Here is an 18,695-nt window from a genome sequence, read left to right as displayed (position 1 = left end):
TCATATCGGTGACGGCGGCGGGAAGGGCGGTCCGATGCGGGAGTTCCTACGCGGGGCGGTGCGGCTGCACATCCTGCATCACGCCGCCGAGCAGGAGATCCACGGGGCGTGGATGACCGAGGAGCTGGCGCGGCACGGGTACGCGATCAGCCCGGGGACCCTGTACCCGACCCTGCACCGGCTCGAAGCCGAAGGGCTGCTCACCTCCGAGCAGCGCACCGTGGACGGCCGGGTGCGCCGCGTCTACCGGGCGACCGAGGCCGGGCGGGCGGCGCTCGCCGAGGACCGCAGGGCGCTGGCCGAGCTGGCCCGGGAACTGCTGCCCGATCTGGACTGAGCCCGGCGGACCTCCCCCCTGCCGCCGCCGCACGCCCACTGGTATCGTCTGCCGATATCGGGCCCCGTAAAGGCGGCCTGATAACCGGCGGGCCCGTGACCGCGGGCCCATTACCGGCGGCCCCGTGACAGCGGGACGCGCAGCGGCGGAGAGGAACCAGGTGAGCCAGGACCAGCCCTCGGGCGGCCACGGTGACGACGAGGACGGCCCCGCCGGGTCCGGCGGCAGGTGGCGGGAGGTCGCCGGCCTGTTCCTGCGGCTGGGGGTGATCGCCTTCGGCGGGCCGGCCGCGCACATCGCCATGATGCGCGATGAGCTGGTACGCCGCCGCCGCTGGGTGAGCGACCAGCGCTTCGCCGACCTCATGGGCGCCACCAACCTGATCCCCGGCCCCAACTCCACCGAACTGGCCATCCACCTCGGCTACGACCGGGCCCGGTGGCGCGGCCTGATCGCCGCCGGGGTGTGCTTCATCCTGCCCGCCGCGCTCATGGTCACCGCCCTGGCCTGGGCCTACGTCGAGTACGGCACCACGCCGGCCGTGGCGGGCATCCTGTACGGCGTCGTCCCGGCGGTCGTCGCCATCGTCGCGTTCGCGCTGTTCGGCCTGCTGCGTACCGTGATCAAGAGCGTGTGGCTCGGCGTGCTCGCGGTCGCGGGGCTGGCGGCGTACCTGCTGGGGGTCAACGAGCTGATCGTCCTGGCCGCCGGCGCGGTGCTCGCCGCCGCGGCCCGGCTCGGGCGCTCGGCCGCGGGCGCGGGGAACCCGCACGGCCTGCTGGCCGCACCCCTCCTGACCGGGCTGCCGGTGTTCCCCGACCCGACGGGCGCGCAGCTCGCCCAGCTCTTCGGCACCATGCTCAAGATCGGCGCGGTGCTGTACGGCAGCGGCTACGTGCTGCTGGCCTTCCTGCGCGGCGACTTCGTCGCCCGGCTCGGCTGGATCACCGAACAGCAGCTCATCGACGCCGTCTCCATCGGCCAGGTCACCCCCGGCCCGGTGTTCACCACCGCGACCTTCATCGGCTACCTGGTCGCGGGTCCGGTCGGCGCGTTCCTGGCCACCGTGGCGATCTTCCTGCCGTCGTTCGTGTTCGTCGGGCTGCTCACCCGCCTCACCGACAAACTGCGCTCCTCGGAGTGGACCTCCGCGCTGCTCGACGGCGTGAACGCCACCGCCCTGGCCCTGATGGCCGGGGTGTCCTACCAGCTCGCCCGCACCGCGATCGTCGATCCGCTCACGGTGGTGATCGCCGTGGTCACCCTGGTGCTGCTGTGGCGGACCAAGCTGAACAACGCCTGGTACATCGCCGCGGGCGCGGTGATCGGCCTCGCGCACACCCTGCTCACCTGAGCGCCTACACCGGCACCCGAGCGGCTACGCCGACGCCTGCGTCAGCCGGTAGTGGGACGGGGAGACCCCGTAGATGTCCGCGAACGCCTGACGCAGCGTCTCGGCGGTGCCGAATCCGCACCGGACCGCGATCGAGGCCATCGGCAGCGACGTGGTGGCCAGCAGGTGGGCGGCGGCCTCGGTGCGCGCCCGGCGTACGAACCGGCCGGGCGTCACGTGCAGTTCGCGCAGGAACAGGCGGGTGAGGTGGCGTTCGCTCACCCCCGCCCCGGCGGCCAGGGCCGCCGTGCCGAGGTCGTCGGCGAGGTTCGCGGTGATGTGCTCCACGACCCGCCGGATCAGGCCGTTCTCCGGCGGCGGCGCGGCGGTGAACATGCTCATCTGCGCCTGGTTGCCCGGCCGCTGCAGGTACGTCACCAGGTGCCGGGCCACCGAGCGGGCCAGTTCGGGGCCGTTGTCCTCCTCGATGAACGCGAGGGTGAGGTCCAGGGCGGCGGTGACCCCCGCCGAGGTGGCCACGTGACCGTCGCGGATGAAGATCGGCGCCGGGTCGAACAGGACCCGCGGGTAGCGGGAGGCGATGGCCGACGCCTGGTCCCAGTGGGTGGTGGCACGGCGGCCGTCGAGCAGCCCGGCCGCGGCCAGCACCTCGGCGCCGGTGCACACCGAGGCCACACGGCGGCTCTCGCGGGCCAGACGGCGCACGTGCGCGATGATCAGCGGGTTGGCGGCCGCGTCCACGTGCCCGATCCCGCCGGAGACGACGATGGTGTCCAGCGGCCCGGTGACGCGCTCCAGGACCTCCTGGGCCTGGAGGACCAGCCCGGTGCCGGTGGTGATCGGGTGCCCGCCGGGGGTGGCCAGGCTCAGGTCGTAGATCGGCCCACCGCCTTGGGTGTTGGCGGTGATCAGCGCGCTGGTCACGCAGGCGATGTCGAGCAACGCGGCGGCTTCGTAGCCGATGACGACCACTCGGCGTCCCGTCATGGCACCACCATAGGGCTCCAAGGACGTGGACCCCAAGTTTCCGGACCTGCCCGGCCCTCGCCCTCGACCGGCGCGGGCCGGTCCCGGCACGGTGAGTGCATGACAGTCATCAAGAACGACTCCGACACCCCCGTCGCCGCCGCTCCGTCCCCCTCCACCACCCCGCACGGGGGCGGGTGGTGGAGGTTCGCCCGGCACTACGGCGAGATGGTCATCGCGATGTTCGCCGGGATGGCCGTGTTCGGCCTGCTGCGCTCCGCCGTCGGGCTCAGCCCCTCGCACGACGGCGCGCCCGAGGCCGCGTACCTGCTCATGGCGCTGGACATGTCGATCGGCATGGCGGCCTGGATGCGCTTCCGCGGCCACGGCTGGGCCTCGACCCTGGAGATGTGCGCCGCGATGTTCGTGCCGGTCGTGCCGCTGTTCCCGCTGTTGTGGGCCGGCGTGATCGACGCGGGCGGCCTGATGATCGCCGCGCACGTGGCGATGTTCCCGCTGATGCTGCTGGCCATGCTGCGCCGGCGCGAGGAGTACGCCTCCTGCTGACCCATGGCGACGACCACGCCGCCGGGTCAGGGAGCCCGGACGATGCCCACGCCGCCGGGTCAGGGAGCCCGGACGATGCCCACGCCCCGGTCGGCGACGTCGTCGCCGGCCAGCGGCGCGACGGTGGCCCCCGCGAGCAGGCGGGCGGTCACCGTCGCCGCCGTGGCGGGGACCGGCGAGCCGAGCACCTGCTCCCACCACAGCGCGGCGGCCCCTGCCACGTGCGGCGCGGCCATGCTGGTGCCCTGCGACGACCTCAGGCCGCCTCCGCTGCTCGCCGAGACCACGTCCACGCCGGGCGCGCTGATCTGCGGAAAGGTGTTGGAGAACGGGGCGACCGCGAGCCCCTGCGCCGACTCCCGCAGCGCCCCCACCGAGATGACGCCCTGCGCGGCGGCGGGCAGCGCGACCGCGATCTCGAACGGCGGGCTCGCGTTCCGCCTGCTGCCGTTGCCCGCCGCGGCCACGACCACCGTGCCCCCGGCGGCCCCGGCCCGGGCCGCGACGAGCTGCATGAACGCGTCGAACAGCCGCAGATTGGCCCGGTAGCTCTCCAGAGCCAGCGACGTCGCCGCGCGTACGGGCATGCCCTCGCCGACGACCTCGTCCACCAGCCGGGGGAAGTCGAACTCCAGCGACAGCGAGATGACCTGCGCGCCCCCGGCGAGCGCCCACTGCAGCCCGCGCATCAGCCCCTCGGTGCTGCCCGACCCGTCGTCCCCGAGCACCTTGCCGATCAGCGCCTTCTGGACCCCGGGCGCCACCCCGATCCGCGTCCCCTCCACCGCCCGGCCGAAGATCGTCCCCGCGCAGTGCGTGCCGTGGCCGACCTTGTCCCCGGTCCCCATCCCGGTGAAGTCCTCCTCGACCAGGGTCATCCCCGCGAACGCGGCGTGCCCGGGGTCGATCCCCGTGTCCAGCACCGCCACCACGACCCCGTCCCCGGTGAACGCCGACACGTCGGCCCCCACCGCCCGCACCCCCCACGTGACCGCCCCCGCCCGCTCGGCCCCGCCGGACACGTCGCCCTCCGCCTCCACCGGCGCGACGAGACTGGTCGGCATCACCGGCGCGACCGCCGCCACCTCCGGATCCCGGGCCACGTCGCGCAGCTCCCGCTTGCTCAGCACGACGCTCTCCACCCGCGGCTCCGCGGCCACCTCCCCGATCCGCCCGATCCCGCCCACGACTCCCGCCCCCGCCTCGAAGGGCCCGCTCGTGCTCGCCCGGCTCATGTCCCGCAGAACGCAGTACTTCCTGGTCATGGGACCCTCCACCCTGGCCGGCCCACCCGGCCGCACATCCGCCGTCCGTGCTGTCCCCCCAGATGTACGACCGCCCCCACCCCGAGCACATGAGCAGCCCCCTACTCACCCCGGGTGTGACCCCATTCGGGAGGGGGAGGGCGGGGAGGGCCTCGCACGTCCGCAGTTCGGGCATCCACCCCCAATGCCGCCCTGCAAATGAGCCCCGTTGCCCGGACACTCCCCTCACCCGGCAACGGCCGATGCCCCCGGAGCGCCGGGGCCGTCCTCTCCGAGCCGCCGCCGGGGAGGGCGAGCGCAGCATGTGGCGCGGCACGGGAGTGTCCGGGCAACGGTGGATCTTGCGCCCGACGGGATGGGGGTGGATGCCGCAACTTGCGGAAACGCGACGCCCTCCGGCCGCCTCCTCCCGAACGGTGACACACCCCGCGGCACCCCATGGCCGGGAGGTGGCCCCGTGGCCGGGTGCGGGTGCCGGGGCGGGCATCGCCTGGTCTCGGGTGACGGGATGGGGGCGCGGGTGGTCGGCCCGGTGGGGGCGGTTGCGGTGGCGCGCGGGTGTGGGATGCGGCGGGTGGGGCATGTGGCGCGGTTCCCATGGCCCGGGGGCCCATGGTCGGGTGCGGGTGCCGGCCGGGCATCGCCTGGCCGGCGGGCTACCGGATCGGGCGCGGGTGGGCGGCCGGTGACCGGATGGGAACGTGGGCGGTCGGCCCGATGGGGTCGTTACGGTGGCGCGCATCTCCTTCGATCTTGAGTTGCGCCTTTGCAGGAGCACGTGATGGCCGTCGCCATTTCACGAGGCCACGCCTGTGACCAGGCCGAACTCTTACACCACTCCCGTGGATGCGACCATCGCCCAGCCCCCGGCAGGCGGGCTACCGGATGGGGTCGCGGGTGGTCGGCGGGTGACCGGATGAGGCACGGGTGGTCGGCCCGATGGGCCGCTCCGAAAGCCACACCCGGTGGGGCGCGGCAGGTGCGGCGCTGTCGCGCGCCCTTCGGTGAGATCGGCTCGATGCTGCTCGACCGGTGCATCGGCGGTGCCGATGAAGTTGCCCCCGCGTCGTGGCCCGTGGCGCTGGGTGTGGGGTCGTGGTGTGTGGAGGTGGGGGGATTTCAGTGGGTGGGGTGCGCGTGGGTCACTCGGTCGGCTCTTCGCGCTTGGCCTCTCTCTTGGCCTGCTTGGCGGAGCGGGTGGCCTTGATCGCGGCCTTCTTGGCCTTCGCCGAGGACTTCGCGGGTTTCTTACGGGTGTCGCCCATGACTCCCCCTCTATGTGTCCGGGTGATACGTCTGCTTCATACCCAAATGGGCGGAGCGCACTACAAGAGGGTGAGTTGTTCGGCTGGTGGGGGAGTGGGGGCCGGGGGGCGGATGAGGCGGGTCCGGCCGGGGGACGTGCGGCCGACGCCGTGGCGGGTGGCCAGGTCGCGGACCTGGGCGGCGATGCGGCGCTGGTAGGGGGCGGGGGCGTAGGCGCCGCGGCCGTAGAGTTCGCGGTAGCGCGGGACGAGGCGCGGGTGCTCGCGGGCGAGCCAGGCGAGGAACCACTCGCGGGCCCCCGGGCGCAGGTGCAGCACGATCGGGGTGATGGAGGCGGCGCCCGACTCGGCGATGCGGCGCACGGTGGTGTCGAGCGCCTGGGGGGAGTCGGTGAGGTAGGGCAGGATCGGGGCCATCAGCACCCCGCAGCGCAGCCCCGCCGCGCTGAGCGCGGACACCACCTCAAGGCGCTTGCGCGGTGAGGGGGTGCCCGGCTCGACGGCGCGCCACATCTGCTCGTCGGTGAACCCGATCGAGACCGCGGTGGACACCTCGGTCACCCCGGCGGCCTCGGTCAGCAGGTCGAGGTCGCGCAGGATCAGCGAGCCCTTGGTGAGGATCGAGAACGGGTTGGCCGCATCGCGCAGGGCTTGGAGGATGCCGCGCATCAGGCGGTAGCGGCCCTCGGCGCGCTGATAGGGGTCGACGTTGGTGCCCATCGCGATGTGGTGGCCCGCCCAGCGGGGCGCGGCCAGCTCGCGCCGGGCCAGCTCGGCGGCGTTGACCTTCACCACGATCTTGGAGTCGAAGTCGCGCCCGGAGTCGAGGTCGAGGTATTCGTGCGTCTTGCGGGCGAAGCAGTAAACGCATGCGTGGGTGCAGCCCCGGTAAGGGTTGATCGTCCATTCGAAGGGGACGCGGCTCGCCGACGGCACCCGGTTGATGATCGACCGGGCGTGGATCTCGTAGAAGGTGACGCCCCGGAACTCCGGCGTGTCGAAGGTCCGGGCGACGGCCCGCCTGGCGAACAGCGGCGTCGCGGAATCGGCCTCGCCGTCGTCGGTGAGCCGGAGGTTGTCCCAGCGCATGACATGATTAGAACAACCGTTCGAGCTTGATCGCAACTTCAAAGAGGCCGCAATTACCTGACCTAGGAACGGCTAATGATCTTCACGATTGGGCAGAACCTCCGCACATACCTTGCGTTCCGGGAGGTGCGGCATGGCCTGGTCGCAGGACGAGGAGAGGGCGCTGGCCCAGATCGAGCGCCACCTCGTCGACGATGACCCGCGTCTCGCGGCGCGGCTGGAGTCGTTCAACGAGCGCGTGCAGCGCAAGGAGGACGGCGCCCGCAAGCGCGAGTCGCGCGACGCGAGGCGGCGGCTGCGCCGGCCACGGCGGTCAACGGTCATCATCATGGTGAGCTGGCTGGTGATCGCCACCTTGATCGCGACCCTGCTGGTCATGGCCCTGCGTCAGGGGGCCGCCGCCGCGCTGGCGCTGTAAGGCCCGCGGTCAGGACGAGTTCGCGCCCGGAGTCCAGGCTTCGGGTGCGATGTCGTTGCGCCCGCGGCCAGGGCCGCGCTTCACGTGGATCGGCTCTCTGTGCCGGGCGTGGTGATGATGGGCCGCCGTGGCCGGTGATCGGGCCGGTCGCCGAGTGGGGTGCGGTTGCGGGGCGGCGCGCGGTTGCGGCCCCGGACGAGTGCGGTTGCTGGGCCGGTGCGGCGGGGCGTGCCCGTCCCGCGGTGCGGGCACGCCCCGGTCCGGTCAGCCGATGCTGAACTCGCCGGTGAAGGGGGCCTGCCTCAGCCCGCCGAAGAAGACGCCCGCGGTGCACTTCACCCCGCCCGCGAGCAGGTCGGTGCTGAACTGCCCGGTGAAGCGCTTGCCGGCGAACAGGCCCCGGCGCACGACGCCCGACACCGACGCCTGGTGGAACAGGCTCTCGTCGATCGACACCTCGACGCTGCTGGTCTCGCCGTTGTCCCAGGTGATGGTCCCGGTCCCGGAGCCCGAGACGTACTGGCTGGCGACGCAGCTCAGCCGGACGTCGCGGAAGTCGGCGGTGATCCGCGCCCCGGTGATGCCGTTGCCGCTGTGGTCGTTGCAGGAGCGCTCGTCGCCCAGGTAGGTGACCTGCTGCGACTGCGGGAGGAGCTGCACGCCGGGGCTGAACCGCGACTGCCCGGAGGCGGCGCACGAGATCGACAGGGCGCGTGCCTCCGCGGGCGCGGGGACGGCGGTGAGGGTGACCGCGGCGGCCAGGGCGCCGAGCGCGGCGGTGGCGGCCTTGACGGGACGCGATGAGGTCATAGCTGGCATCGGGGGTTCTGCTCCTTTCGGGGGCAGCGACGTGCGGCGGCCCGGCCGGGCGCCGGGGGTTGCCGGTGGTGCCCGAGAGGCCGCTGCTCATGTGGTGACGCCTTCACTGTCCTCATGACTCTTCGTGATGTCAACGTTACTGAGAGTTGTCTCATCTGGGAGGCGAAGGTGGTTGGGCGGGCCCGCCGGGGGCAGCGGAGGGGCATGGACGAGATGGAACGCGAAGACGACCGCGGGTCAGGCGTCCCCGACAGGGAGATCGGCGGCGAGGACGACGCGGTGGCCGCGCGGACCGGCAGGACCGACAGAGGCCGGCGGATCACCCCGCAGCCCGAGGAGCCCGGGGACGAGGGCCGGCGCGAGGAGGCGCACGCCGAGGAGGCGCGCATCCCCGAGACCGAAGCCGAACCCGACGTCGGCCCCACCTCCTGAAAGGCGTACGGGTCAGGCGGGGGTGCGGGGACGCCGGGTCCAGGGGGCCGCGGCGAGGGCGTCGGACAGCGGGGCGCGCTCGGCGATCGTCGCCCGGCAGCGGAAGAGCGCGGCCGGCATGCTCAGGGCCACCGCCCCGGTGACGCGTCCCTCGCGGGCGTAGAGGGCGAGGAAGCGGCCCGACTCCGCGGCGCCCTCGACGACCACCGGCTCGGCGCCGTGCCCGGGCAGGCCCAGGGTCTGCACCTTCACGTCGTACTGGTCGCTCCAGAAGTACGGCACCTCGCTCAGCGGGCGGCGCTCCCCGGGGGCGGCGAAGAGGTTGGCCGCGACCAGCGCGGCCGTGTCGCCCGCCGCGCTCCAGTGCTCCAGGCGTACGGTGCCCTCGCCCGCCGGGTGCGGCAGCCGGGCGACGTCGCCGGCGGCGAAGACGCCCTCGGCGGACGCCGCGCCGGTGGCGTCGCACACCACGCCGTCGTCGAGCTCCAGCCCCGCCCCGGCCAGCCACTCGGTGTTGGGGGCGGCGCCCACGGCGACCACCACGAGGTCGGTGCGCAGGCGGGCGCCGTCGGACAGCACCACCGTGTGGGCGCGCTCCTCGCCCAGCAGCTCCACCACCGATGTGGACAGGCGCAGATCGACCCCGCGGTCGCGGTGCAGCGCCGCGACCGCCGCACCGACCGTGCCGCCGACCACCCGGGCGAGCGGCTGCTCCAGCGCCTCCACCAGGGTGACCTCCAGCCCCAGGGTCCGGGCGCTCGCCGCGATCTCGCAGCCGAGCACCCCGCCGCCGACCACCGTGACGTGCCGGGCCCGGCCCAGCTCCGTGCGCAGGGCCAGGCAGTCGTCCCAGGTGCGCAGGGTGAGCACGTTGGCGTGGCGGGCGAAGGCGGCGATCGTGCGGGCGCGGGCCCCGGTGGCGATCACGAGCCGGGCGTACGGCAGGGCGTCGCCGTCGTCCAGCGCGACCTCGCGCCGGGCGGTGTCCAGGGCGACCGCGCGCCGCGACAGCCGCAGGTCCAGGCCCAGCTCGGCGTACGCCTCCTCGGGCCGCAGCCACCTGGGGGCGGGGTCCTGCCCGGTGAGCAGCGACTTCGACAGCGGCGGCCGGTCGTAGGGCAGGTGCTCCTCCGCCGCGACCAGGGTCAGCGGGCCGGAGTGCCCCTGCCGGCGCAGGGCCTCGGCGGTACGGAGGCCGGCCAGGCCGCCTCCCACGATCACCACGCTGTCGCCGGCCATCCCGCGCTCCTTCCCCAGAGCTGACTCAGGGAGATCAGTATCACAAACCTCCGGCGCCGGGCCGGGGCTTGCCCCCCGGTTCGCCGCCCGGCTAGATTCATGATTATAGAAACCATAGATTAGGTGATGCCCCGCAAGGGGCGCCGGGAGGCGCCGCGCCGCCCGCCGGCGGAGAAAGGAAGCCCTGGTGACGTTCCGGTACTACCGCGACCTGCGCCCCACCTTCCCCGGCCGCGACGGCTGGGCCCTGCCCACGGTGCTGCGCCACCACGCCGCGACGCGCCCGGACGCCGTCTGGCTGGACGCCCCCGAGGAGGGCCGCACCTGGACCTACGCCCAGACGCTCGCCGCGGCGGAGGCGGTGGGCCGCGGGCTGCTCGCGGCGGGCGCCGTGCCGGGCGACCGGGTCGTGATCGTGGCGGGCAACTCCTCCAGGTTCGTACGCACCTGGCTCGGCTGCGCCGTCGCCGGCCTGGTGGAGGTGCCGATCAACACGGCGTACGAGCACGACTTCCTCGCCCACCAGGTGCGAACGGTGCAGGCCAGGTTCGCGGTCGTGGACGACGTGTACGCCGAGAGGTTCGCCGCCGTCGCCGGGGCCGCCAAGGAGATCGTCAAGTTCTGGGTGATCGACACCGGGCGGGCCGAGGAGGCGATCCGCGCCCTGCGCGAGGCCGGATGGGAGGCCGCCCCCTGGGAGGAACTGGAGGGCGAGCACCGGACGGAGCTGCCCGAGGTCGGCCCGCGCGACCTGGCCGCGGTGCTGTTCACCTCCGGCACCACCGGGCCGTCCAAGGGCGTGGCCATGCCGCACGCGCAGATGTACTTCTTCGCCGACCTGTGCGTCTCGCTCACCCGGCTCACCCCCGCCGACGCGTGGATGGCGGTCACGCCGCTGTTCCACGGCAACGCCCAGTTCATGGCGGCCTACCCGGCGCTGGTGGCGGGGGCCAGGTTCGTGCTGCGCAGCAGGTTCAGCGCCAGCCGGTGGATCGACCAGATCCGCGAGAGCCGGGTCACGGTGACCAACTTCATCGGCGTGATGATGGACTTCATCTGGAAGCAGCAGCCCCGGCCCGACGACGCCGACAACCCGCTGCGCTGCGTCTTCGCCGCCCCGACCGCGGCCACCATCCTGGAGCCGATGAAGCGGCGCTTCGGCATCGAGGCGTTCGTGGAGGTCTTCGGCCTCACCGAGACCACCTCCCCGATCATGACTCCGTACGGCGAGGACCGCCCCGCGGGCGCGTGCGGGCTGCAGGCCGACGAGTGGTTCGACGTGGCCCTGGTCGATCCGGAGACCGACGAGGAGGTGCCGGTCGGCGCGGTCGGCGAGCTGGTCGTGCGGCCCAAGGTGCCCTTCATCTGCAGCAACGGCTACTACAACATGCCCGAGCGCACCGTGGAGGCCTGGCGCAACCTGTGGTTCCACACCGGCGACGCCCTGCGGCGCGACGAGGACGGCTGGTTCTACTTCGTGGACCGCATCAAGGACGCGCTGCGCCGTCGCGGCGAGAACATCAGCTCCTACGAGGTCGAGACCGCGATCCTGGCGCACCCGGCGGTCGTCGAGTGCTGCGTCATCGCCGTCCCCGCCGACAGCGAGGCGGGCGAGGACGAGGTGATGGCCTACCTGGTCACCAGGGAGGAGGTCACCCCCGAGGAGATCTGGCGGTGGTGCGACACCCGCATCCCGAAGTTCGCGGTGCCCAGGTTCCTGCGCTTCACCGCCGAACTGCCCAAGACGCCCTCGCAGCGCGTGCAGCGGGCCAAGCTGCGCGAGTACGGCGTAACCCCCGACACCTTCGACCGCGCAACCGCCACCTCCGCCTGACGGCACCTTCGGCGGCGGGCTACCGCCCCGCCCAGCCCGTGCGTACGTCCGCCGCGACGTCCACCACGATGCGCTTCTCCGCGAACCGGGCCGAGCCGCCGGCGACCCGCACCAGGTCGCTGTAGCCGCCCCAGCCGAGCACCGACTCCGGCCCGGTCGAGGTGTACATGAAGTACGACTCCACCCGCACCTCGCCCGGGGCGGGGTGGGTCACCCGGTGGTTCATGATGAGGTGCTTCTTGGTGCCGGGGTCCGCGAGGAGCGCGTCGCGGAAGAACCCCACCACGGCCTCGCGCCCGCGAAGCGTGCGCGGCCCGGCGTGCAGCACCGCGTCCTCGGTGAACAGCGCGGCCAGCGCGTCGAGGTCCTTGGTGTCCAGCGCGAGCGCGTACGCCGCGGTCAGCTCCCTGGCCGCCTCCGCCGCCTCCAGCCGCGCCACCCGCTCCGCCAGCGCCTCCACGTCGGCCTCGCCCATCTCGTCGCCCTCTCCTAAGCGTGATAACCATGAACATGATATCGGAGGTGCGGGGTCGGGCCTACGCGGGGGAGCGGGCGTGGGCCTGGGCGACGCCGGCCGTGGCGTGGCCGTCGCGCAGGTCGTGCCGCGTTCCAGCCTGGCAGCGACGGCGACCGGGCGCGGGCGTGCGTGGGGAGCGGGTGTGGGTCTCTCCGGGTACCGGGTTGGGCGTGCGTGGGGGAGCGGACCCGGGTGGGTGTGGGATGCGCATCGGTATCGGAACCGAGGGCGGCGTGCGCGGGGAACAGGCGTGGGAGTGTCCGGAAACGGGCCTGGTGTGTGGGGAGCGGTGTGGGTGTGAGCGGGGGAGGGGACATGGGGACGGGCCGGGCGTGGCGGGGGCGCCGGGTGGCCGGCGCCCCTGTTGGGTGTGGTGGTCAGGTGGGCTTGGTTTTGGCGCTGCGGACCCTTGCCCTGGCCGTCTTGGCGGCGTCCGAGGGGGTCTCGCTCGACGCCCTCGGCGTTCTTGAGGCCCTCTTCGGCTTCTCGGCGGCGGTCTCGGCGGTGGGTTCGGCTGCGGCCTCGGTTTTCGGTCGCGCGGTCTCGGACGAGGGCTCGGCCCTTCGCATGCCCCGGGCGCGCTGGGCGATCACCGTTCCGGCGCCGATCGCCGCGGCGACGGGCCATTCGATGACCCCGAACGCGGCCAGGGCGCCCAGCCCGCCGTAGTAGGCGATGCGTTCCGGCGGCGGCATGGCGGTGCGGGCGTTGCGCACTGCCTTGCGGGCCGGTTCGGTGTCCACGTGCGGCATCCGCATCTGCGGCCTGCGCATCTGCGGCATGTGCGGGCGGTGCACCTGGAACGAGACCATGGGCAGGTTCAGGGTGAGCAGTTCGTCCCGTGACTCGCGCTCGGTGCTCTCGGGCCTCGTCTCGGTCGTCTGCCTGGCCGGTTGCCTGGTTTCGGTGGTCATGTTCCTCCTCCCCGAAGGAGTGTTCGTCCACTCTCTGTCCGCCCTACCCGGTCAGGGCGGTCAGGATCGTCCTCGGGCCGATTCGGTTGCGGCGGCGGGCGTGGCGCTCACAGGTTCGCCCACACGATGGGGGCGGCGAGGACCTCGGGGAACTTGCGCTCGGCGTAGCGGACGTACTCGGTGATGTGCCGGGCCATGGCCTCGGCCGACGACTCCGGGTCGCGGTTCTTCAGCGCCTGGTAGATGCGCAGGTGGGCCTTGTGCACCGCCGAGCGGCGCACCTCGGGGTAGTCGATGCCGATCGCGGAGCCGTCCAGGATGCCCAGCAGGGCGTCGATGAGGTAGCCGAACATCACGTTGCCCGAGCCGTGGGCGATGATGTCGTGGAAGCGCTTGTTCTCCTCCAGGAACACCGCCTGGTCCTCAAGGTGCTCGCGCATGGCGTCCACGCTGGCCCCCAGCGCGTCCAGTTGCTCGGGGCTCATCCGCTCGGCGGCCAGGCGGGCCATCATCGGCTCCAGGCCGGCGCGGGCCTCGGCGATGGTGCGGAAGGGGGCGTTCTCGAACTGCAGCAGCAGGGTCAGCGTGGTGGCGAGGCTGCCGGCGTCGGGGCGCTGGACCACCGGGCCGCCGCCGGGGCCCGGTTTGAGCGACAGCACGCCCTGAAGCTCCAGGAACCGCAGCGACTCGCGCAGGGTGCCCCGGCCCACGTCGTACTCGTCGAGCATGACCCGCTCGGGCGGCAGCCGGTCGCCGACGGTGTTGCCCCGGCGGTTGATGTCGGCGACGATGCGCTGGGCGAGGAGCATGGCCGTCTTCGGCGGGCGCAACGACATCACTGCCATCTCTCCTGGGCTCCGTGGAATATCAATGCGCATGAATAGTAGCATTGGCATACATGTGGAACCAGGTCGCGCGGCGCTCGCGTCGCGGACGCATTTTCCGGGAAGTTCCCTGGTCGAGGATCATCATGGCTATGATCTGAGCCATGGCTGAGGCGGATGGGCGGGCTCGCACACCGATCAGGCGCGGTGACAAGGTCGCCCAGGCGGTGGCCAGGAGCATCGTCCGCAAGATCAGGGCCGAGGGCCTCCAGGTCGGCGCGCAACTGCCCTCTGAGGCGCAGATGCTGGAGGAGTACGGCGTGGGCCGCGGCTCCCTGCGCGAGGCGCTGCGCATCCTGGAGGTGCACGGGCTGATCTCGATCAAGCCCGGCCCCCGCGGCGGCCCGATCGTGGCCGAGACCGACACCGGCGACTTCGGCCGCATGGCCAGCCTGTACTTCCAGGTGTCCGGCATGACCTACCGCGAGCTGATCGAGGCGCGGCTGGTCATGGAGCCGGTGATGGCCCGGCTCGCCGCCGAGCGGCGCGACCCTGAGGCGGTGGCCCGGCTGCGCGAGAGCGGCGAGGCGGGGCGGGCCGACGACGAGACCGGCTACCTCGCCTCCACCGGCGACTTCCACCGCATGGTCGGTGAGATGTCCGGCAACGGGGTGCTGTTCCTGTTCAGTCAGTCGCTGTCCGACCTGTTCCGCGAGCGGGTGAGCGGGATCGTCTTCCCCAAGTCGCGCCGCCGCGAGGTGCTGGCGGTGCACGCCGCCATCGCCAAGGCGATCGAGGAGGGCGACGCCGACGAGGCCGAGCGCCTGATGTTCGAGCACATGGACAAGTACGTCACCTACGTCAAGCGGGCCCACCCGAGCCTGATCGACGAGGTCGTCGACTGGCGGTGACGGCCACCGGCCGGTGAAACTTTCGGCGGTTCGGCGCACCTTCCGGGCCGCTGGGCGGCAACCTTCGCCCGGCCGGCGGACTGCCGGCCCGTTCTTCGAGAAACTTTCGCTCCATCATCGCAATGTTTCGAGGGCGAGCGGAGGTTCCAGCATGAGAATGCGGGTCCGTCTGGCCGGGGCCGCGGTCATCGCGGCGGTCCTGGCCGTCATGGGGCTGGTCGTGGCCTCGCCGGCATCCTCGGCGCAGTTGACCGAGGTCACCGGCTTCGGGACCAACCCCACCAACCTGCGGATGCACCTGTACGTCCCCGACGGCGTGGGGGCACGCCCGCCGGTGCTCGTCGCCGTCCACTACTGCACCGGCTCCGGGCCGGCCTTCTACTCCGGCACCGAGTTCGCCTCCCTGGCCGACCGGCACAAGTTCATCGTCATCTACCCCTCCGCCACCCGCAGCGGCTCCTGCTTCGACGTGTCCTCGCCGCAGGCCCTGCGGCACGACGGCGGCAGCGACCCGGTCGGCATCGTGTCCATGGTCCGCTACGTCCAGCAGCGGTACGGCGGCGACCTCGACCGCACGTTCGTCACCGGCGCGTCCTCCGGCGCGATGATGACCAACGTGCTGCTCGGCGCGTACCCGGACGTGTTCAAGGCCGGGGCGGCGTTCATGGGCGTGCCGTTCGCCTGCTTCGCCACCACCGACGGGTCGAGCTGGAACAGCCAGTGCGCCAACGGGCAGCTCGTGAGGACCCCGCAGCAGTGGGGCGACCTGGTACGCGCGGCGTACCCGGGCTACAGCGGGCCGCGCCCGCGGATGCAGATCTGGCACGGCATCGAGGACTCCACCCTGCGCTACCCCAACTTCCAGGAGCAGATCAAGCAGTGGACCAACGTCCACGGCCTGAGCCAGACGCCCGCCTACACCGACACGCCCCAGCCGAGCCACACCCGCACCCGCTACGGCTCCACCGGCGGCATGGCCCCGGTCGAGGCGATCAGCATCCAGGGCGCCGGGCACGACCTGCCGCGCGCCGGCATGGCCGCCGAGGTGATCCGCTTCTTCGGCCTGAACCAGGGCCCGACCGGCTCGCCCACCGTCACCCCCACCGTGACGCCCACCGTGACCCCGACGGTGACCCCGACGGTGACCCCCACGGTGACACCGACCGTCTCGGGCCCGTGCCGGGTGAGCTACACCGTCAGCTCCTGGAACACCGGCTTCACGGCCTCGGTGACCATCGCCAACACCGGCTCCGCCCAGGTGCAGGGCTGGTCGCTGGCGTTCACGCTGCCGCAGGGCCAGTCGGTGACCAACGCCTGGAACGCCACCGTCACGCCCGCGACCGGCCAGGTCACGGCGCGGAACATGTCCTACAACGCCGCCATCGCCCCGGGCGGATCGGTCACCTTCGGCTTCCAGGGCACCCACTCCGGCGACACCGCCGAGCCCGCCGCCTTCGCCCTGAACGGCACCGCCTGCACGGTCGCCTGAGCCGTCCCAGTCCCATGAGGTGACTCGCCGCCGCGTCCCCGGCCGGCCCGCCTCCCCGGCCGGGGACGGCACATCGCAAGATCGACAGTGCGGCGGCGCACCGCTAGGGTGGGGCGACCCGTCGGCCCGACCCCCGGGGAAGTGCAGTGCGCCGTTACCGTTTCGGGCGCTTCGCCGCGGTGGTCGCGGCCGGATACGCCCTGCTCGTCGTCGTGCTCGGCGTCCTCGCGCTGGTGAGCGGCGACGACTCGGGCCTGCTCCGCGTGGTGACGTTCGGCGTGGCGTGGTTCGGCGAGGAGGAGACCGGCGCCTCCTCGTGGCCGGTGAGCCTGGCGCTGGTCCTGGTCGGCGCCGGGCAGGGCTGGGTGCTGTGGCAGGTCCTGCGCGGGCGGGCGGCGGGAGACCCGGTGCGGAGCGGCCGGGCGGTCCGGTGGCTGCGTGCGGCGCTGTACCTCAACGTGGTCTGCGGGCTGGCCGACGCGGTCCCGCTGCCGCTGCCGGACTGGGCGGACGACCTCGTCCCCGCCGCCGCCGGGCTCGTCCTCGTCGTGCTGTTCTTCCTCGTGCTGCGCGGTACGTCCAGGGGCCTGCGGATCACCGCGCTGGTGGCCGGGGTGGTCGCCGAGGCGGGCTGGATCGCCGCGAACGTTGCCGGCGAGCTGGACCTCCACCTCGTCGCGCAGATCCTCCACTTCGCCCGGCTGGACGGTGTGCTGTGGCTGGTCTGGATGGTGCTCACCCTGATCGCCCAGGCGCGCGACGGCAGGTGGAGCCGGGGCACCGTGTGGATCGGGGCCGCCGCGACGGCGCTGTCCTACGTGCTGAGGCCGTTCGCCTTCGACCTGCCCGTGGAGTTCCCGCGCGGCGGTCTGCTGCTCTCCGCCGCGTTCGGCCTGCTGGGCCTGCTGCGGGTGGTGTGGCAGGCGCGCTCCGCGCACGAGCTCGCCGGCCCGCCCGCGAGGGCCGCCACGACGCCCGCGCTCTCACCGGCGCCGGTCAGGCGGCCGCCCGGCCGGTGGCCGCTCGCCGCGCTCGCGGTGGTGCTGCCGCTGCTGCCCGTCGCGGTCAACCTGGCCCAGGGCATGCCGCTGTGGATCGGGCCGAGGGGTGTGATCGAGTCCTATCTGCGGGAGTCCGCCGGCGCGCCCGTGCCGCTGAGCGTCTGGCTGCTGCTGGACCTGTTCGCCGGCGTGGGCGGCATGGCCGTCCTGGTGCTCGCCGCCGTCGTGCGCCGGACGTTGAGCCTGGTGCGGGCGACGGCGAGCGCGCTGTTCCTGGCCATCGCCGCCGGGGTCGTCAGCGTGCTCACCGCCGGGCCCGAGCCGCGCGAGGAGTTCTGGTACCCGGGCCCGCAGATCTACCCGGAGCGGGACGGCTCGATCGTCTTCGGCGTGTCGCCGCTGTGGCACTGCGCCGCGTTCGCCGTCTCCGCGCTCATCCTGATCTTCCAGTACGGCGGCGGCCCCGCCCACCGTACGCGGCTGCACGTCGTGGCCTCGGCGGTCGCGGCGGCCATGGCGCTGTGCTTCCTGCCCGTGGCCGACTTCGCCGGTGGGCGGGTGCTCGGCGACGACGACTGCCTGGCGCCGGAGCCCTACTACGGTGCGCACCGCGAGCCGCTCAAGCTCAGCGGCGAGCCGGCGTTCGCGTGCGGGGTGCGCGGGTCGGAGACGCTGCCGCCGGTCAAGGACGCCCCGGCACGGGTCCAGATCGCCTACGGCCGCCGCCTGTGCGAGGTGTTCACCCGCGCCGACCCCGCCGAGTTCGCCCGTGTCGCGCGTACGGACGGGGTCGAGGTCGCCGGCCTGGCCTCCACCCTGGCCCACATCTGCCCCGCCGCCTCGGCCGTCGCCGCCGCCGAGAGCATCGAGGCGGAGAGCGAGTACGCGATCTGGGCGGCCGAGGAACGGCTGAAGTGCGCGGCGACGCCCCGCCACCGGCCGAAGATCGAACCGGTCGCGGCGGTGGTCCAGCCCGGCTCGGTGTCCACCGACTACGGCGTGCTGGAGGTGTACGAGCCGGACGTCGCGGAAGGCGATCCGTTCCTGGACGAGCTGCCCTACCGCGGCGACGTGCTCGCGGCGGGCCCCGGGCACCTCCAGGTGCGCGTCCACTCCGATACCCCCCTGTGCGTCACCACCGAGACCTACACCCGCCGCCCGCCGGTGGAGACCAAGGGCTGGGACGAGGTCGTCGAGGCCGGCCTGCGGAGCGCGAGCGGCGAGATCGCGTTCGCCGACCCCATGGGCGGAGAGCCGCTGCCCGACCTCGCCGTGCGCGGCAAGGGCCACTACCGCATCCGGGTGCACTTCGCGTGGCGGCCGTGGAAGGGGGAGGAGCGGGTCACCCAGCAACTGCTGATCATGGCCTATCCGGGACCCGGGGACGAGGTCGAGGAGCATCTGCCGCGCCGGCCCGGCCGATGAGGACCCGCGCGTACGGCCGGATCGCGGCG

Annotated in this window: 18 protein-coding genes; 9 read left to right on the top strand and 9 right to left on the bottom strand. The window is 73.1% G+C overall.

Features of this window, described 5'->3' with window-relative positions; genetic code table 11:
* The first annotated feature begins 34 nt into the window (after positions 1–34).
* Positions 35–337, top strand: a complete 303-nt coding sequence (locus tag HNP84_RS42770) for an Rv3488 family transcriptional regulator (RefSeq protein ID WP_185055808.1) — start codon at positions 35–37, stop codon at positions 335–337.
* A 160-nt stretch (positions 338–497) separates the two neighbouring features.
* The gene (gene chrA, locus HNP84_RS42765) at positions 498–1,691 is read left to right on the top strand and encodes a chromate efflux transporter (RefSeq protein WP_185055807.1); all 1,194 of its coding nucleotides are present in this window, start codon (positions 498–500) and stop codon (positions 1,689–1,691) included.
* A 24-nt stretch (positions 1,692–1,715) separates the two neighbouring features.
* On the opposite strand, the gene HNP84_RS42760 is transcribed toward chrA, so the two are convergent.
* Positions 1,716–2,678 (bottom strand): GlxA family transcriptional regulator, encoded by a 963-nt coding sequence (locus HNP84_RS42760; protein WP_185055806.1) that lies wholly within the window; start codon positions 2,676–2,678, stop codon positions 1,716–1,718.
* Between the two features lie 99 nt (positions 2,679–2,777).
* Here HNP84_RS42760 and HNP84_RS42755 point away from each other — a divergent pair, with 99 nt between their 5' ends.
* On the top strand, positions 2,778–3,224 hold the full coding sequence (locus tag HNP84_RS42755) for a hypothetical protein (RefSeq protein WP_246519356.1): 447 nt from the start codon (positions 2,778–2,780) through the stop codon (positions 3,222–3,224).
* 59 nt (positions 3,225–3,283) lie between these two features.
* On the opposite strand, the gene HNP84_RS42750 is transcribed toward HNP84_RS42755, so the two are convergent.
* The 3 genes from HNP84_RS42750 to HNP84_RS42745 form a co-directional block, all read right to left on the bottom strand.
* Positions 3,284–4,489: a S8 family peptidase gene (locus HNP84_RS42750; protein ID WP_185055805.1), complete on the bottom strand. Its 1,206-nt coding sequence runs from the start codon at positions 4,487–4,489 to the stop codon at positions 3,284–3,286.
* 1,142 nt (positions 4,490–5,631) lie between these two features.
* Entirely contained in the window at positions 5,632–5,754 is a 123-nt protein-coding gene (locus HNP84_RS55610; protein ID WP_281396451.1) for a hypothetical protein, read from the bottom strand.
* 60 nt (positions 5,755–5,814) lie between these two features.
* A complete protein-coding gene (locus tag HNP84_RS42745; RefSeq protein WP_185055804.1) occupies positions 5,815–6,843 on the bottom strand; it encodes an Rv2578c family radical SAM protein in 1,029 nt (342 codons plus the stop codon).
* 133 nt (positions 6,844–6,976) lie between these two features.
* On the opposite strand from HNP84_RS42745, the gene HNP84_RS42740 reads away from it, so the two are divergent.
* Complete coding sequence (locus tag HNP84_RS42740) at positions 6,977–7,261, top strand: DUF3040 domain-containing protein (protein ID WP_185055803.1); 285 nt, start codon at positions 6,977–6,979, stop codon at positions 7,259–7,261.
* A gap of 264 nt (positions 7,262–7,525) precedes the next feature.
* Here the strand turns inward: HNP84_RS42740 and HNP84_RS42735 are convergent, their stop codons facing one another.
* Positions 7,526–8,071 carry a hypothetical protein gene (locus tag HNP84_RS42735; RefSeq protein WP_185055802.1) on the bottom strand — a complete coding sequence of 182 codons (546 nt, stop codon included), beginning with the start codon at positions 8,069–8,071 and terminating at the stop codon, positions 7,526–7,528.
* 213 nt (positions 8,072–8,284) lie between these two features.
* On the opposite strand from HNP84_RS42735, the gene HNP84_RS42730 reads away from it, so the two are divergent.
* Positions 8,285–8,512, top strand: a complete 228-nt coding sequence (locus tag HNP84_RS42730; RefSeq protein ID WP_185055801.1) for a hypothetical protein — start codon at positions 8,285–8,287, stop codon at positions 8,510–8,512.
* A gap of 12 nt (positions 8,513–8,524) precedes the next feature.
* Here HNP84_RS42730 and HNP84_RS42725 read toward each other — a convergent pair whose 3' ends face one another.
* Positions 8,525–9,751, bottom strand: coding sequence for an NAD(P)/FAD-dependent oxidoreductase (locus HNP84_RS42725; RefSeq protein ID WP_185055800.1), 1,227 nt, complete (start codon positions 9,749–9,751; stop codon positions 8,525–8,527).
* Between the two features lie 187 nt (positions 9,752–9,938).
* On the opposite strand from HNP84_RS42725, the gene HNP84_RS42720 reads away from it, so the two are divergent.
* Entirely contained in the window at positions 9,939–11,585 is a 1,647-nt protein-coding gene (locus tag HNP84_RS42720) for an AMP-binding protein (protein WP_312926950.1), read from the top strand.
* 19 nt (positions 11,586–11,604) lie between these two features.
* Here the strand turns inward: HNP84_RS42720 and HNP84_RS42715 are convergent, their stop codons facing one another.
* The 3 genes from HNP84_RS42715 to HNP84_RS42705 form a co-directional block, all read right to left on the bottom strand.
* On the bottom strand, positions 11,605–12,060 hold the full coding sequence (locus tag HNP84_RS42715) for a nuclear transport factor 2 family protein (RefSeq protein ID WP_185055799.1): 456 nt from the start codon (positions 12,058–12,060) through the stop codon (positions 11,605–11,607).
* Positions 12,061–12,479: 419 nt separating this feature from the next.
* Positions 12,480–13,016 (bottom strand): hypothetical protein, encoded by a 537-nt coding sequence (locus HNP84_RS42710; RefSeq protein ID WP_185055798.1) that lies wholly within the window; start codon positions 13,014–13,016, stop codon positions 12,480–12,482.
* Positions 13,017–13,123: 107 nt separating this feature from the next.
* A complete protein-coding gene (locus HNP84_RS42705; protein ID WP_246519355.1) occupies positions 13,124–13,852 on the bottom strand; it encodes a FadR/GntR family transcriptional regulator in 729 nt (242 codons plus the stop codon).
* Between the two features lie 152 nt (positions 13,853–14,004).
* Here HNP84_RS42705 and HNP84_RS42700 point away from each other — a divergent pair, with 152 nt between their 5' ends.
* The 3 genes from HNP84_RS42700 to HNP84_RS42690 all read left to right on the top strand — a co-directional run bounded on the left by HNP84_RS42700 (position 14,005) and on the right by HNP84_RS42690 (position 18,666).
* Entirely contained in the window at positions 14,005–14,751 is a 747-nt protein-coding gene (locus HNP84_RS42700) for a FadR/GntR family transcriptional regulator (protein WP_185055797.1), read from the top strand.
* Positions 14,752–14,902: 151 nt separating this feature from the next.
* Positions 14,903–16,240: an extracellular catalytic domain type 1 short-chain-length polyhydroxyalkanoate depolymerase gene (locus tag HNP84_RS42695; RefSeq protein WP_185055796.1), complete on the top strand. Its 1,338-nt coding sequence runs from the start codon at positions 14,903–14,905 to the stop codon at positions 16,238–16,240.
* Between the two features lie 146 nt (positions 16,241–16,386).
* Complete coding sequence (locus tag HNP84_RS42690; RefSeq protein ID WP_185055795.1) at positions 16,387–18,666, top strand: hypothetical protein; 2,280 nt, start codon at positions 16,387–16,389, stop codon at positions 18,664–18,666.
* The last annotated feature ends 29 nt before the right edge of the window (positions 18,667–18,695 follow it).

This window comes from Thermocatellispora tengchongensis (assembly GCF_014202315.1).
Lineage (GTDB): Bacteria > Actinomycetota > Actinomycetes > Streptosporangiales > Streptosporangiaceae > Thermocatellispora > Thermocatellispora tengchongensis.
This window is presented reverse-complemented; position numbering and strand designations above follow the sequence as displayed.

Excerpts from the sequence above, each read along its gene's own strand:
- HNP84_RS42770 (WP_185055808.1), top strand. The coding sequence starts at position 35 with ATGCGGGAGTTCCTACGCGGGGCGGTGCGGCTGCACATCCTGCATCAC.
- HNP84_RS42760 (WP_185055806.1), bottom strand. The coding sequence starts at position 2,678 with ATGACGGGACGCCGAGTGGTCGTCATCGGCTACGAAGCCGCCGCGTTG.
- HNP84_RS42755 (WP_246519356.1), top strand. The coding sequence starts at position 2,778 with ATGACAGTCATCAAGAACGACTCCGACACCCCCGTCGCCGCCGCTCCG.
- HNP84_RS42750 (WP_185055805.1), bottom strand. The coding sequence starts at position 4,489 with ATGACCAGGAAGTACTGCGTTCTGCGGGACATGAGCCGGGCGAGCACG.
- HNP84_RS55610 (WP_281396451.1), bottom strand. The coding sequence starts at position 5,754 with ATGGGCGACACCCGTAAGAAACCCGCGAAGTCCTCGGCGAAGGCCAAG.
- HNP84_RS42745 (WP_185055804.1), bottom strand. The coding sequence starts at position 6,843 with ATGCGCTGGGACAACCTCCGGCTCACCGACGACGGCGAGGCCGATTCC.
- HNP84_RS42740 (WP_185055803.1), top strand. The coding sequence starts at position 6,977 with ATGGCCTGGTCGCAGGACGAGGAGAGGGCGCTGGCCCAGATCGAGCGC.
- HNP84_RS42735 (WP_185055802.1), bottom strand. The coding sequence starts at position 8,071 with ATGACCTCATCGCGTCCCGTCAAGGCCGCCACCGCCGCGCTCGGCGCC.
- HNP84_RS42730 (WP_185055801.1), top strand. The coding sequence starts at position 8,285 with ATGGACGAGATGGAACGCGAAGACGACCGCGGGTCAGGCGTCCCCGAC.
- HNP84_RS42725 (WP_185055800.1), bottom strand. The coding sequence starts at position 9,751 with ATGGCCGGCGACAGCGTGGTGATCGTGGGAGGCGGCCTGGCCGGCCTC.
- HNP84_RS42715 (WP_185055799.1), bottom strand. The coding sequence starts at position 12,060 with ATGGGCGAGGCCGACGTGGAGGCGCTGGCGGAGCGGGTGGCGCGGCTG.
- HNP84_RS42710 (WP_185055798.1), bottom strand. The coding sequence starts at position 13,016 with ATGACCACCGAAACCAGGCAACCGGCCAGGCAGACGACCGAGACGAGG.
- HNP84_RS42705 (WP_246519355.1), bottom strand. The coding sequence starts at position 13,852 with ATGTCGTTGCGCCCGCCGAAGACGGCCATGCTCCTCGCCCAGCGCATC.
- HNP84_RS42700 (WP_185055797.1), top strand. The coding sequence starts at position 14,005 with ATGGCTGAGGCGGATGGGCGGGCTCGCACACCGATCAGGCGCGGTGAC.
- HNP84_RS42695 (WP_185055796.1), top strand. The coding sequence starts at position 14,903 with ATGAGAATGCGGGTCCGTCTGGCCGGGGCCGCGGTCATCGCGGCGGTC.